Source organism: Fibrisoma montanum, assembly GCF_003583365.1.
GTDB lineage: Bacteria > Bacteroidota > Bacteroidia > Cytophagales > Spirosomataceae > Fibrisoma > Fibrisoma montanum.
In genome coordinates this window covers 605,713-619,806 of record NZ_QXED01000005.1, presented here as the reverse complement: position 1 = coordinate 619,806, position 14,094 = coordinate 605,713, and the positions used below count along the sequence as shown (strand labels likewise).

At 54.9% G+C, this 14,094-nt stretch carries 13 protein-coding genes; 5 read left to right on the top strand and 8 right to left on the bottom strand.

Annotated elements, in window-relative coordinates; all coding sequences use genetic code 11:
• The first annotated feature begins 11 nt into the window (after nt 1–11).
• Together DYU11_RS19560 and map are read left to right on the top strand one after the other, a co-directional pair.
• Complete coding sequence (locus DYU11_RS19560) at nt 12–542, top strand: DUF7010 family protein (RefSeq protein ID WP_119669387.1); 531 nt, start codon at nt 12–14, stop codon at nt 540–542.
• A complete protein-coding gene (gene map / locus DYU11_RS19555; RefSeq protein WP_119669386.1) occupies nt 542–1,306 on the top strand; it encodes a type I methionyl aminopeptidase in 765 nt (254 codons plus the stop codon). The genes DYU11_RS19560 and map overlap by 1 nt, the downstream gene beginning before the upstream one ends.
• Nucleotides 1,307–1,376: 70 nt before the next feature.
• Here the strand turns inward: map and DYU11_RS19550 are convergent, their stop codons facing one another.
• The 5 genes from DYU11_RS19550 to DYU11_RS19530 form a co-directional block, all read right to left on the bottom strand.
• Nucleotides 1,377–2,270: an NAD(P)-dependent oxidoreductase gene (locus DYU11_RS19550; RefSeq protein ID WP_119669385.1), complete on the bottom strand. Its 894-nt coding sequence runs from the start codon at nt 2,268–2,270 to the stop codon at nt 1,377–1,379.
• Nucleotides 2,271–2,366: 96 nt separating this feature from the next.
• Entirely contained in the window at nt 2,367–3,227 is an 861-nt protein-coding gene (locus DYU11_RS19545) for a universal stress protein (protein WP_119669384.1), read from the bottom strand.
• Nucleotides 3,228–3,321: 94 nt separating this feature from the next.
• Entirely contained in the window at nt 3,322–6,447 is a 3,126-nt protein-coding gene (gene polA, locus DYU11_RS19540; protein ID WP_119669383.1) for a DNA polymerase I, read from the bottom strand.
• A 194-nt stretch (nt 6,448–6,641) separates the two neighbouring features.
• Nucleotides 6,642–7,631: a fasciclin domain-containing protein gene (locus DYU11_RS19535; protein WP_119669382.1), complete on the bottom strand. Its 990-nt coding sequence runs from the start codon at nt 7,629–7,631 to the stop codon at nt 6,642–6,644.
• 126 nt (nt 7,632–7,757) lie between these two features.
• Nucleotides 7,758–8,258 (bottom strand): vitamin K epoxide reductase family protein, encoded by a 501-nt coding sequence (locus tag DYU11_RS19530; protein ID WP_119669381.1) that lies wholly within the window; start codon nt 8,256–8,258, stop codon nt 7,758–7,760.
• 130 nt (nt 8,259–8,388) lie between these two features.
• On the opposite strand from DYU11_RS19530, the gene DYU11_RS19525 reads away from it, so the two are divergent.
• The 3 genes from DYU11_RS19525 to DYU11_RS19515 all read left to right on the top strand — a co-directional run bounded on the left by DYU11_RS19525 (nt 8,389) and on the right by DYU11_RS19515 (nt 10,433).
• Entirely contained in the window at nt 8,389–9,306 is a 918-nt protein-coding gene (locus tag DYU11_RS19525) for a helix-turn-helix domain-containing protein (protein ID WP_119669380.1), read from the top strand.
• 88 nt (nt 9,307–9,394) lie between these two features.
• On the top strand, nt 9,395–9,934 hold the full coding sequence (locus DYU11_RS19520) for a hypothetical protein (protein WP_119669379.1): 540 nt from the start codon (nt 9,395–9,397) through the stop codon (nt 9,932–9,934).
• Nucleotides 9,927–10,433 carry a hypothetical protein gene (locus tag DYU11_RS19515; RefSeq protein WP_119669378.1) on the top strand — a complete coding sequence of 169 codons (507 nt, stop codon included), beginning with the start codon at nt 9,927–9,929 and terminating at the stop codon, nt 10,431–10,433. Before DYU11_RS19520 ends, DYU11_RS19515 begins: the two co-directional genes overlap by 8 nt.
• Nucleotides 10,434–10,711: 278 nt before the next feature.
• On the opposite strand, the gene DYU11_RS19510 is transcribed toward DYU11_RS19515, so the two are convergent.
• From DYU11_RS19510 to DYU11_RS33270, 3 genes are read right to left on the bottom strand one after another with little or no spacing between them, the layout of a single operon-like run.
• Nucleotides 10,712–12,607 (bottom strand): serine/threonine protein kinase, encoded by a 1,896-nt coding sequence (locus DYU11_RS19510; RefSeq protein ID WP_119669377.1) that lies wholly within the window; start codon nt 12,605–12,607, stop codon nt 10,712–10,714.
• 24 nt (nt 12,608–12,631) lie between these two features.
• Nucleotides 12,632–13,348 (bottom strand): porin family protein, encoded by a 717-nt coding sequence (locus DYU11_RS19505; RefSeq protein ID WP_119669376.1) that lies wholly within the window; start codon nt 13,346–13,348, stop codon nt 12,632–12,634.
• A gap of 15 nt (nt 13,349–13,363) precedes the next feature.
• Nucleotides 13,364–13,915, bottom strand: coding sequence for a collagen-like triple helix repeat-containing protein (locus tag DYU11_RS33270; protein ID WP_158600318.1), 552 nt, complete (start codon nt 13,913–13,915; stop codon nt 13,364–13,366).
• Nucleotides 13,916–14,094: the final 179 nt, after the last annotated feature.

Genomic DNA, 14,094 nt, shown 5'->3' with positions numbered 1-14,094 from the left:
CTGACCGATCTATGGATCCACACAAAGAATTCCGGCAAACGTATCTGGGGGCAGCGCCCCACACCTTTGTTATTGGTTTAATCTGGGTTCTGAGCGGACTGGTGAGCGATAACCAGTCGCGAACGTCCGGCATCGTGTTTATTATCGTTGGCGGTATGTTTATCTTTCCGCTCGGTGAGCTCATCAGGCGATTCGTCCTGAAGGCCCCAACCCGGCTTAGCCCGGACAACAAGCTTCCGTTGCTCTTCACGCTTCTGGCGTTTACCATACCACTCAGCTATCCGGTGGTTTATATGGCTTCAAAAGGCAACATCAATTGGTTTTTTCCGTCGCTGGCGGTGCTTGTCGGCGCCCATTACCTGCCGTTTTACTGGGGCTACCGGATGGTTACGTTCCTGGTGCTGGCCGTACTTATTGTGGCTATTGGAACCGTATGCGCTCTCTACGCTTCAGATTCGTTTTCCATATCGGCTTATCTTACGGGTGGCAGTATGCTTTTGTTCGCGGTCGTTAACTTTGTCCTCGTAAAAAACGAACGCTGATGTCTATTACAACCCGAGCCGAACTGGTCGGCATGCAACAGGTTAGCCAGGCCGTGGGCGAAACCCTCCGCCAGATGCGGGACTACGCACAACCCGGCATGACTACCCGCGAACTGGATGAGTTTGGCGGTCGGATTCTTCAGAGCTACGGTGCCCGGTCGGCCCCGCGGCTGACCTATGGTTTTCCAGGCTGGACCTGCATCAGTCTGAACCACGAAATTGCGCACGGCATCCCGTCGGACAGGACCCTACTCAAAGAAGGCGATCTGGTCAACATCGACGTATCGGCCGAACTGGATGGTTTCTGGGCCGACAACGGGGGGTCGTTCGTACTGGGCCGGGACCTGCACCAGCACCGCTCGCTCGTAGACGCGTCCCGGAAGATTTTGCGGAAAGCCCTCGACCAGATTCGAGGGGGTGTCCGGATCGCTGATGTTGGGCGACTTATCGAAACCGAAGCCCGGCGGTCGGGGTACACCGTGATCAGAAACCTGGTGGGCCACGGCGTAGGTCGGAGCCTGCACGAAGCACCAACTGAAATTCCCTGCTATTACGACCGGACGAATACGACCCGCTTCCGCAAAAACTCGGTGGTCGCCATCGAAACCTTTATTTCGACCCGAGCCACGATGGCCCGCGAAAAAGGCGATGGCTGGACGTACGTTACCAACGACGGCAGCTACGTAGCGCAGCACGAGCACACGATCATCGTCACCGACGGCAAGCCGATCATCCTGACGGAAGCCAATCAATTGTGGCAGTAAGCCACTTCGTTGAGCCTGCCGATCGGCTATAAAACCGGCAACGGGTCATCGGCTGACCCGTTGCCGGTTTTCATGATTTTGGTCTTACCACACCCGCTTTTTCCGACACCTCCCCGGCGAAACCGGCCCAGTCGATATCGGTTTTGCCTTTGGCAACGGTTGCCGTAAGCTGCTGGAACACAATATCGGCGAAGGGCATCGGCACCAGAGCCTTTTGGGCTTCGTCGAGCAGCAGGCGCATATCCTTCCGAATCAGAGCGGGCGTAGCACCCACCGGCTGGTACACCTCGTCGGCGATGAGCTTGCCGTAGTTTTTATAAACCGGCGACGCAAACAGCGTAGTGCTGAAGAACTCGTACAGGCTGGTTCGGCTGATGTTATTTTTCTCGCCGAGCGTAAACGCTTCGGCCATGGCTTCGATAGCGCAGCCCAGCAGAAAGTTACCGCTCAGTTTCACGACATTGGCCGCCCCCGGGTCGTCACCGAAGTCAAAAATACCCTGGCCGATCAGGTTCAGAAATGGCCGGACGTCTTCCTTGGCGGTTGTCTCGCCCGACACGCACACCCAGAGTTTACCGGCCTGGGCTACCTCCGGTTTCCCAAAAACCGGGCTGGCTACGTACCGGCTGTTCCGGTGTTGATGTTCCTGAGCCAGTTGCCGGGCGGTATCGGGCGAAATCGTGCTGCACGATACGTGGACAGCCTCCTCCGAAAGGCCATTCAGGAGTCCGAGTTCGCCCATCGTTACGTCGCGCAGCGCGGCATCGTCGCTGACCATCGTAAACACTACGTCGGCCTCATACGCAGCTTCGGCCGGTGAACTGGCCCAGGTTGCGCCCGCCCTGATCAGCGGCTCGGCTTTGTCGCGGGTGCGATTATGAACCGCCAGCGAGTGGTCGTTTTTAAGCAGGTTGTGAGCCATGGCAATCCCCATCTGGCCCAGCCCAATGAATCCAATGTGCATGATTTTAGTGTCAGATTCGAAGTTTGACGTTCATGTGCTTCCCGGCAGCCTCTGAGTCGACTTGAAACTGTAAACGTCGAACTGCGGATGCGTTTTTTACCGCTTGATTTCGTCGTGGTACACCAGCACCGGAACCGACGTCCGGTTCAGCATGCGCTCGGTGATGCTGGGTTGAAGCAGCCCATCCAGGAAGCCCCGCTCCCGGGTTGTCATCACCAGCAAATCGACCTCGCGGTGCGCCAGGTAATCGAGCAGGCCATCCGTAACGCCCCGCGCCTTAACGGTTTCAATCTGCAGCTGATCCGTACCGAAAATGCGCTGAAACTGAGCCAGGTTGTAGGCATCATCATACACATCCGGCTGATTATCCGCCTTGACCTTCAGTACGTGCAGGGGCGTTTCAAAGACCTTCACCAGCTCAACCACCTGCTTCAGGATACGGGTTTCCTCAAATTCGAGCTGCGTAGTGTAGACCACCGTTTTTACCTGCGCCGGCCGTAGTACCTCATGTTCCTGGGCCAGTGTGGGGACCACCAGCACCGGACAGGGGGCCTGCATGGCCACGTCTGTAGCGGCACTGCCCGCCAGCCGATCAAAAAACGTTGTTACGTCGCTGCGGCCCGTAATGATCAGGTCGGCGTTCAGGTCGCGGGCTACCTGAATGATTTCATCCTCCACCGCGCCTACCCGCCATTCGGCGTCTACAGTAAGCCCATCGGCCTGAAGCTTCGCCACCAGATCCGACAGATTATCCTGGCTGATCCGGAGCAATTCTTCCGAGGCAGTCGCACCAATACCCGGATCACCGATGGTCGGCAGGGTCGTGTCGGGCACGACCGGCTGGTAGACGTGTAATACGGTCAGTTTGGCGTTGAACTGGCGGGTGAACAGGCGCACCCAGCTCAGGGTGGGTTCAGTAGCGTTGGTAAAATCGGTAGGGAACAGGATGTTTTGCATAAAACAGGAAACGGTTGTCAGTGTACAGTTCGAGCAAAATGGCGAAGCCACTCGTAAAACTATACACTGACAACCGTAAACCGCAAAACTATGTTTAATGCGCTACCAGCCAGTTTTCGCCGACGCCAATGCCGGTTTCCATCTGCACGGCCATTGGAATCGCCGTTTTCATGATGGTATTGACGTTCTCGCGCAGGATGTCCAGCTCATCGCGGTGGGCGTCGAACACGAGTTCGTCATGCACGGTCAGGATCATCTTTGACTTCAGGCGCTCTTTCCGCAGGAACTCGTGGATGCGGATCATGGCAATCTTGAGCATATCGGCCGCGCTGCCCTGAATCGGCGCGTTGATGGCGTTTCGTTCGGCAAACATCCGGTCGGTGATGTTGCGCGAGTTGATGTCGCGGAGGTAGCGCCGACGGCCCAGAATCGTTTCGGCATAGCCGCAGCCCCGGGCTTTTTCGATGCTCTGGTCCATGTAGGCTTTCACGGCCGAGAACTCGACAAAGTATTCGTCGATGATCTGGGATGCTTCCTTGCGCGGAATCTTCAGCCGCTGCGCCAGTCCGAACGCCGATATACCGTAGATGATCCCGAAGTTGATGGTCTTGGCTTTCCGGCGCATATCGCTCGTCACCTCGCTGATCGGTACGTGGAAGACCTTACTGGCCGTCTGCGTATGAATATCGATGCCGTTGTTGAAGGCGTCGAGCATGGTCTGATCCCCGCTGAAAGCCGCCATGATCCGCAGCTCGATCTGCGAATAGTCGGCCGACATGATCAGAAATTCGTCGGTACGCGGCACAAACGCCTTCCGGATTTCCTGCCCCCGGGGGGTTCGGATCGGGATATTCTGCAAGTTCGGATTCGCGGAGCTAAGTCGGCCCGTCGAGGCTACCGCCTGGTTGAACGACGTATGAATCCGGCCGTCGCGCTTGCTGATCAGCAGCGGCAGCGCATCGACGTAGGTATTCTTCAGCTTGACCAGTTCGCGGTAATCAAGAATCTTACGGGCAATTTCGTGCTCCTCTTCCAGCTTGGATAAAACTTCTTCGCCGGTGGCGTACTGACCGGTCCGCGTTTTCTTGGCGTTCTTGTCCAGCTTGAGTTTATCGAACAGAATTTCGCCCAGCTGCTTCGGCGAGCCGATGTTGAACGCGCTACCCGCAATGTCGAAGATTTCCTGCTGAACCTGCCGCATGTCGGTTTCCAGCGTCGCCGACAGTTCGGCCAGGGCGTTGGTATCGATGCGGATGCCTTCCAGCTCCAGATCGGCCAGCACCTGCACGAGCGGCATCTCGACCTGATCGAACAGCTTATCGAGCTTATCCTCCTCCAGTTTAGGCGCAAATGTTTCCTTCAGCTGCAGCGTGACGTCGGCGTCTTCACCGGCGTATTCGACCACCTTCTGCACCTCTACGTCGCGCATGGTCAACTGCCCCTTGCCTTTCTTGCCGATCAGCGATTCAATCTCGACGGGGTGGTAGTTCAGGTACGTCATGGCCATAATGTCCATGTTGTGCCGCTGCTCGGGTTCAATCAGATAGTGCGCGATCATCGTGTCGAACAGCTTGCCCTGCACCTCCACGCCGTACTTCTTCAGCATCAGCAGGTCGTATTTCAGGTTCTGCCCGATCTTAACGATGCCGGGGTTCTCCAGCACCGGTTTGAATACGTTTACAATGGCCTGCGCTTCGGCGGGGTCTTCGGGAACGGGCACGTAGAACGCTTCGCCTTTCCGGTAGCTGAACGCCAGCCCGACCAGATCGGCCTCAACGGGATCAATGGCTGTCGTTTCAGAATCGAAGCAGATCGATTCCTGCTTGTTCAGGAAATGCACCAGGCTCTCGCGCAGTTCGGGCGTGTCGACAAGCCGGTAATCGTGCTTCACCGAAAAGATAGTTTTCCGGCGCTCCGGCTGCACCTCGTCAATTTCGGCGTCGGGATACACATCCAGATACGCCGGTCGATCGGATTGACCCGTTTCGGTCACCTCGCTGCCGACCGCATCATCTGTAGTGATGGTATCCGTCACCGCATCGGGCGTGGCCGATGAAGCTGAAGCCGCGGGTACCGTTACCTTAGTTTTACGCGTCTTCTTCGCTGGCTGCGGAGCTTCCGCCGACCCAGCCGACGAATCGCCCTCGCCGAAATCAAACGGCAGCTCATCAGCCCCCGACGGCGATACGTCCGAACGGCTCTCGGCGGGCATCGGCATAAAGGCCGGGCCACGATCGGCCGGGCCGCGATCGGTCGGGCCATCGAACAGACCCATTTGTCCGGACGCATTACTTCTTGCAGACGCAGGAGCAGGCGTCGATTGTGGGCCAGCCTCAAAATCAGAACCCAGCAGCCGGGTTTTCATCTGTCGGAACTCCAGTTCGTCGAGCAGGGCCGCCAGCCGGGGTTTATCGTATTCGGTATGCAGGAGGGCCTCCTCATCAAACGCAATCGGTACGTCGAGGTGAATCGTGGCCAGTTGCTTTGACAACAGCCCCTGCTGCCCATAGTTGATGACGTTTTCCTTCAGCTTGCCTTTCAACTGCTCGGCGTTGGCGATCAGGTTTTCGACGGAACCGTAGTCGGCAATGAGTTTCTGTGCCGTTTTCTCACCAACCCCCGGAATGCCCGGGATGTTGTCGACTGAATCGCCCACCAGACCGAGCATATCCGTCACCTGCTCAATCCGCTCAATCTGCCAGCGTTCGAGGACTTCGGCAACACCCAGCTTTTCGGCCGGTTTACCCATGAACGCCGGTTTGTAGATGTGAATGTGTTCTTCAACCAACTGGCCGTAGTCCTTATCGGGGGTCATCATGTACACCTCGAAGCCAGTCAGGGCTGCTTTCTTGGCCAATGTCCCGATCACATCGTCGGCTTCAAACCCATCCAGTTGCAGAATGGGAATATGCATGGCCTCGATAATCTGCCGGATGTACGGTTTGGCAAGGCTGATATCCTCCGGCTGCGACTGCCGGGTGGCTTTATACATCGGAAACTGCTCGTGCCGGAAGGTAGCTTTGGCCGTATCGAACGCCACCCCGATGTGGGTAGGTTTTTCTTTGGTCAGTACCTCCATGAGCGAGTTCATGAAGCCAAAAATAGAACTGGTATTCAGCCCCCGCGAGGTGATGCGCGGGTTTTTGTTGAATGCGAAATGGGCGCGGTAGATAAGCGCCAGCGCGTCGAGTAAAAAGAGTTTTTTCTGGGGCCTGGTCATTCGGTTGGCGACTGCGAGGGGCTGATCAGATGGTTGAAACAGCCTGCCCAAAGTACGGAAATTGCCTTCTATAGTACAAAAACATAACAGCGCCGACAGTGTTTTGATTCCGGCATTTGACCATCAGAACCTTCCAAAAACACGTTAAGCTGCCCGTTTAAAGCAGCTTAACGTGAAAAGCAGCAGGTACGCCCTTAGGGCAGCAATACGCGATCAATTTTATGGACAACACCGTTGGTTGCGTTGATGTCCGCGGTGGTTACCCGCGACGGATTACCGCCGTTGCCCCGTCCGGTAACGGTTACAGCCGTTGAGCTGACGCCCACCGTAACCGTACCCGTCTGGAACGTAGTGACCACAGCCCCGTTCGTCAGCGTAGGTGAATACGCCCGGGCGAGCGGTATTACATGATACGTCAGAATGTTAGCCAGCGCAGCCTCCGGTGCTGCGGTAATGGCAGCCACCGACGAGAACGATGTGGCCCGGAACGCTGCGTTAGTCGGCGCAAAAACCGTCAGGGCCGTAGCCGTGTTGCTCAAAGCTCCCGTTACGGCCGTTCCACCCCGGAGGGCAGCGGCCGTCAGCAGACTCAGGCTCGTATCGGCCTGAACGACCGCCAGGATTGAACCAGTCGGCGGCAGCAGCACTTTGTCAATAACGTGGATGACACCATTCGACGCGGCTACATCGGCCTGCACCACCCGGGCCCCGTTGACCGAAACGCCCGTTGAGGTTCCTGAGGTCGACGCGGCTTTACTGATGTATACCGTACCGTTAGCGCTCAGCGACGTAGGCTGGGCGGTCTGACCCGTGTTAATCGCGGATGCCGGCACAGAGCCTCCCACTACGTGGTACAGCAGAATGTTCCGTAAAGTGTTCTGATCCGCAGCGGTTACGGCAGCAACGTTGGCAAAACCGGCTGCCCGGAACGCATCGTCCGTTGGTGCAAACACCGTAAATGGACCCGCCTGTCTCAGCGTAGCATCCAGCCCAGCCCGGGCCAGGGCTGCATTCAGCAGCGTGAACTGTGCATTGGTAGCAACGAGTTCGGCGATGTTGGCCGTTGCGGGCGTGTTGTCGTCATCGTCGTTTGAACAGGCAGTCATGCCAAAAACAAATAACGTGAACAGGGCGGCCACGATCAGGCCCGATTGCCACGGCAAAGAAGATGATTTGATGTGCATTGGTTTGATTTAGTGTACGTTTGTCTGGGTTGTATGATAATTACACATTCCGTTCGGATATATGTATCTGACTCAAACCATTGTCTAATCACTTTGTTCAGCCCCCGACAAAAACGAACCCCTCACTTACCGCCGAAAAATAGTTCGGAAGGCCCTGATCATTTCCGGAACGGCCAGCGCCACCGACGCCACCGATGCCACTGTAGCGGCCTGGCAGTAGGCACAGAAGGCCTTGTTTTCCTGCCATTCTTCCCGGGCCAGCTGGGCGGCCGTACCAACGTCCAGCAGCGCTTTTGCACCCGTTGCGATTGGGAGCCAGGGCTGGTCTTCGGCCCGGTTCTTGCCCCCCGCACCGGCCAGCCAGGCCGTCAGACCATACGTTACGACCATCATGAGCGCGTCGGGGGTTTGCAGCCGTTTGTAGGCGTAGTCCGACGCATCCACTTTGTCGGAGTTGAAGATAGGGACCGGCGGATCAGGCAGGTGTTTGATAATACCGGTCTGGTACAGGGATACAATCTGGCCCGCGGCTACGCCCAGCAGAGAAAGTCCGACAATCCAGCGCCGGTTCGTGAGGTCGGCCGATTGTTCTTCGCGGAGTTCGTGCGATAGTTGGGTTGGATTCATAACGTTTACGTAGTTTGACGTTCGTAGTTTGTGGTTTGTAGTTGAAGACAGCCAGTAGCAACTACAAACCACAAACCACAAACTACGAACGTCAAACCAAAGGCCTTGTTAACAATTTTGAGTGTATGCCATGAAACCAGCCGATTCGATTCCCTCCTACCGACCTGAGGCCTTCGCCAATGACTACCTCATCGGCGATCAGCCGATTCCTGCCCACTGGTCACCAGCGACGACGGCGTCGGGATTTGCGGCTGTTTACCGGATTGAGCAGGTGCGGCAGTTTTTTCGGTTCCCTATTGCCCCCAACCGCATTACGTTCTACGACGGCCTTTTGCTGACTGGCGGCACCATGCGCCGACAGTGTGGTCTGTACGACGTACCGCTTGCCTCCCGTAGTCTGCTGCTGCTGGCACCCGACACCATCAACGCAACAGATTTCATCAGTGAGGATGTAACGGGATTTTATTTTCACTTCGATCGGGAGTTTTTTGTGACGGACCTGGCCACTCCTGAACGGCTCGACACCTGCCCGTTTTTTGAAGCAGGCAATGAACCCCACCTTCGCCTGTCCGACGAGCAGACAACCTGGTTTACGGCCCTGCTTGGTCTGGCCGACCAATCGCTCCAGGCTAACTCACCCGACAGCGCCCGTGGCCTTCTGCAGGCATTAATTGTCCGGGCGAGCCAACTGTATCAGCGCCAGCCCGAAACAGCGGCTTCCTCTCCGGCCGATTACCGGCTGACGGCCGCCTTCAAGCGATTAGTGCAGCAACGGTACCTAAGCTGGCACAGCGTCAGCCAGTACGCCGATGCACTGGCCGTAACGCCCAATCACCTCAACCGCGTCGTAAAACGGACAACCGGGCAGCCGGCCAGCCAGCACATCACTACGTTGCTGATCCTGGAAGCGAAAGTTGTATTGAAAAACAGTCAGTTGTCGGTAGCCGAGATTGCTGCGCAACTGCACTTCGACGATCCGGCGTATTTTGGCCGTTTCTTCCGCCAGCAGACCGGTCAGACACCGACTGCATATCGCCACTCGGCCTGATTTGTCCGGTAAGGGGCCGCAATCCTCCTACCCCTACCCGACCCGGCCGGCGTACTTTTGCTTCCATCAAACATGACATTACGAATCTATGGAAGCGACAATCCAACAACGCAGTACGACTACCGAGCGAGTCCTGAACACGCTACTACTGATTGCCCTCGTCAGCCATTCGATGTGGCTGTTCGGCAACGTGTACGAAGCCATCGTGGATGCCCCCAACCTGACCGCATCGCCGGCGGCTGCCCGACAGTGCTGGCTGGATTACCACAGCGTGACGAACCCGATTTTCTTCCACATCCCGAATACCCCCGTTGGCTTTCTTGCGCTGGTTCTGGCTTGGTGGCGCAGTCGACAAACATTGCCCGCTACCGCCCGGCAGTGGCTAACGTGGGCTACACTGGGGTCACTGGGAGCCATTTTACTAACGGTGTACGTAGTCACGCAGATCAACCTGCGCCTGTACTTTGGCGGTCCGAACCCCGATAACGCCGAGGTGCTCAACCTGGCAAACGAATGGATTGTCCTGAATCTGGCACGTATTGCGTTTGAAGTAGTTACGGTGGTTTACCTGTTTCGCACGTACCTGACTTTTTACAGTTCCCGCATCAACCAGCCTCACCATGCGTGACGTCCATAGCCTGCGGTGGTTTCTGGGTTTTACCCTCTTCGGCTTGGCCCATTGGTTCTTCGGGAACCTGTACGAAACCGTCGCCTTTACGCCGAACACCCTGGCCGACCCCGCAACCGCCCTGACGCACTGGAACGCTTTTACGAAGGTGACCAATCCCGTCTGGTATTTCGTCCCGATGAGTCCCCTGACGTTTCTGGCCGCGCTCGGGGCTTACTGGACCGGGCGTGGCCAGAGTAACTCGCTGCGCAGGTCGTTACTGGCCACGCTGCTGTTCACGTCGGCCGGGGTATTGCTGACGGTATACATCGTTACGCAGATCAACCTGAAGGTATTCTTCTCCGGTGCCGACCTGCTGGCCACCCGAGAGCAGGTCAACCAATTGGTTTGGCGGGGCATGCCGTGGGGTATCATGCGGCTGATATGTATAGGAGCCGCTCTGGCTACGGCCATGAGCGCCTACAACCGCCTGCTCCGTACCGGTACGGAGCAGGCGTAACCCGCTACGGCTACCGGATTCAGGAAGGGCAGTTTGTTAGATGGGTTCCCAGCTAATTGGCTTAATTTTAAAGCAATATAACGACGAAGGTAAAATAGCGCAGTTTTTTATTTTCCAGGCGAAGAACCGGGTCCGAGAGCAATGCCGCACACACGAGGCAAGACAATAAGGGTTTTGAACAGCCTTAAACTGACTCTACCTAAACGCATTGAAAAACAGGATTTTGCTTCAGCAATAAAGGGTCCCCGATACACCCGAAATTGTCTGAACGTAGTGACTCACAGATTAACTGTCAAGGGTTTTGCCGCTCGCATCTGTAGGGTCCCTATTACGGCGTTAGCTTGTTTAGCATCAAACCGAATTTCAGGTTCCGAACCCATCAGCGATAATTTTATCGGCTCATTGCCAACGAACTCCAGCACCATCCGCTTGAGAAAAATATAGGAACGTGTAGTCAATCCTCCTACGGCCTGCACTTCAGAGACAACAGCCCGTGCGGCTGCTTGACTACCCAGAGACACAACCTCTTCGCCGATTACAGCGCTGACCGTAAAGCGGACTTCGTCGCCCCGGTTAAGCCGATCAGCCCGGTACGTTTCCAGGGGAGTTAATCGAAGGGTAGTTTTCCGGGTAATAGTCACACTTTTTGGCTCAGCAACCGGCCGGGCTACCGGACGCTCAACCGGCTTGTCCGTCAACTCAGAGGTAGTATTTTCATCGTTTTTTTTCACGACCGGGACCGAAACATCGGTCCTTGTCTGGGAAGAGATCGGTACAGTCGCTGGTGGGTTAACGGGCCCGGTTGAGCTTTCAACGACCAGCTGTGGTTTTCGGGAGGCCTGTGTTGTTGAAACCTGCGTAACGGGCTGCTTCTGCTCCGGCCGTTGATTTGGTCGATTGACTGTAGATTGTCCGACAGTAGGTTTATCTGGCTTATTGCTGACTAATTCTGTCTGTTGAGCAACTGAGGAGGTGTCCTTAGACGTAGGATTAGTAGTAGGCAACGCATCTACCGATTCAGTTATGGTTGAATCAACAGACGGCTGGGGTCTCCGCGACACGGACTCCATTGCCACGGGCTTTGTAAGAATATACCAGATCCCAGTGCCTCCCAGTACGATACTTACTAAGAGCAACCATATCCAGAGACCTTTTCCCCTTTTTTTTGGTAATGCCCAGGCCGGTTCTCCCAGCGTGGACGCTGGATCCGGTGCCGGTGTATTGGGCCGTTCTGGCGAAGGGGATGATGCCGGTGTTGACAGACGAACCCGGGGTAAAGGATCTACAAGCGTAATGCTGGTTGGCGGTTCAGCGGTTAGTTCTTCCTTCTTTTCAGCAGGCGTAGCGGCCGCTTCGCCAAGGGCTTTTGCCAATTGTCGGGCATCACTGATACGAACGGCTGGATCTTTTGCCATCATCCGTTCCATGAGTCGTGTCAACGCTCCGGAAGCTTGCGGCAAGTGTTCCTGAAGCGACGGCAACGGCTCATTGAGAATTTGAATGATCAGGCGCATAACTGTTGGCGCTTTAAAGGCAGCCCGACCAGTGAGCAGTTCGTACAATACTAAGTTCAGCGCGTAGAGGTCCGAACTGGTTGACGGTTGTCCTCCATCAAGGAGTTCGGGCGCCATGTAGCGTACTGTACCTGTCAGATACTTTGTCTGTGTAATCTGGGTAGTAGGTGCATCCGTAAGTCGGGCAATTCCAAAGTCCAGCAGTTTTAGCGTCCCCTCACTGGTAAGCATCAGATTAGCAGGCTTAATGTCGCGATGCAGTACCCCGCGTTCGTGAGCATGAGCTAACCCATTCAGTGCCTGCACTATCAGATCTATAGCTTGCGACTGAGAGAAAGGCCCCTTTAGTTTCAACAGTTCGGTCAACGTATGCCCGTTGATAAATTCCATGACCAGGCAATACTCATTACCATCCCGGCAAAAGTTGTATACGCTGGCAATGTTTGGATGGTTCAATCGGGCAAGTGCTTTGGCTTCCCGTTGAAATCGCTTCTCAATGTCGTCCCGATCCTGAAGATCCGGCCGAATCAGCTTAACCGCCACTATCCGGTCGAGTGTCAGGTCTATAGCCCGGTAAACAACTCCCATTCCCCCCTCACCGTTGCCGACAGGACCGAGCAACTGATACTGGTTCTGAATGATCCGCGGGCTTTCGTTCATAACAAATCGATTTCGGAAGGCCCTTTATTTACTGATGGAACCAAGGGGTATGCTATAACTTAGAGCGACTGTCCCTGTTCGGAATTTTGACTCCTCTTCACGGTTAAAATCCAGCAGGCCTAAGCCTCCTCTCAATTCAATCAGAAAAATACCCGTTCCCAGACGGGCACCCACAGCTACGCCACCCTGTACACCGACATCGAACTGACGAAATTTATTTGTATCGAAATAATACGTATTACCGGATGGTTCGCCATCTGAGAAAACAACCTTCCCACTTTCGGTTGTTTGTGACCCTCCACTGGAGAGTTTGGTCGTATAGCGTGCATTTAACGCATAACTGACGGAAGGCCCGGCGAAAACAAATGCGCGAAACCGGTCTTTGGCAAAAGCGGCCTTCAGCAGCAGGGGCACCTCGATGCAGTTGAAATAATACCGCTCCCGGTAAAAATCTCCGCTTTCCGTATAAGTATAAGCATATCCTTTGCGAATATACATGACTTCAGGCTGGAAGGACACCCGCCCACCTAAGGGTAGGTTTACTCCCACTCCTACCATATAACTGTACACCGACGAAAACTTCAACGCCGACTGCTGACCACCAACTGATGTAACCGAATTTGGAAATGATGAACTGGCAACTCCTCCGCCCGCGCGTAAGCTAATTGCGGTGTAATTCTGAGCCACCCCGGTGGCGTTAATGACCAGAATAAACAATGCAATACAATATATTTTCATCATGGTGTGGTAGTTTTTTTAATCAGTTAGGTGGAGATACTCTTTCACGGCTGCGTAGTTGGTCCAGTCAACATGGGCCAGCCGACCACCCGATAAAGTTGCTGAAGGTACAATGATCCAGCGGTACTGAACCCCAAAAAGATCAGTTCGTACTAAATTTTTAGTAGCAGTGTAAACGAACGATATATTACCAACTCTGACGACAAAACTTTCCTTACTACCGTCAAGGTAAGTAAAAGGCATCGGTTCGGCTACCTGTGTAGCATTGGGGTCTCGTGTGAACGCAAGAACCAATCCGCGATCGATGACGGTTTGCGTCAAATTATTATCCGCAAAAACGAAAGATGCGGTCCGGGGATTAGTGGTACTTATCACCCAATCATTTTGTGACACTGTTTTCCAGGAGGAAGTAATGACGTTGGCCGTTCCGGCAGGTCCGGGAGCGCCTGTTGGGCCTTGTGGTCCAGCAGGACCAGCGGGACCGGATGGTCCTGGTTCACCAGCGGGACCGGCACAACTGAACAATGTAGTAATGAACCAAACGGTGCAGATAAAAAAACGGGTTTTCATGGAGTGATGTATGGATAGAATGTACTGAATTACGACTATATAGTATGCCTGTAAATCAACTCATTCGTCCTCGCTCATGCATCATTCAATGTTGCTTTACAATCTGCAAACTGCTGAAAATGGCAACTTTCTACAAGTCAGCGCCTGCAATAGTAAGTTCATTTTATTTATCGGTAGTT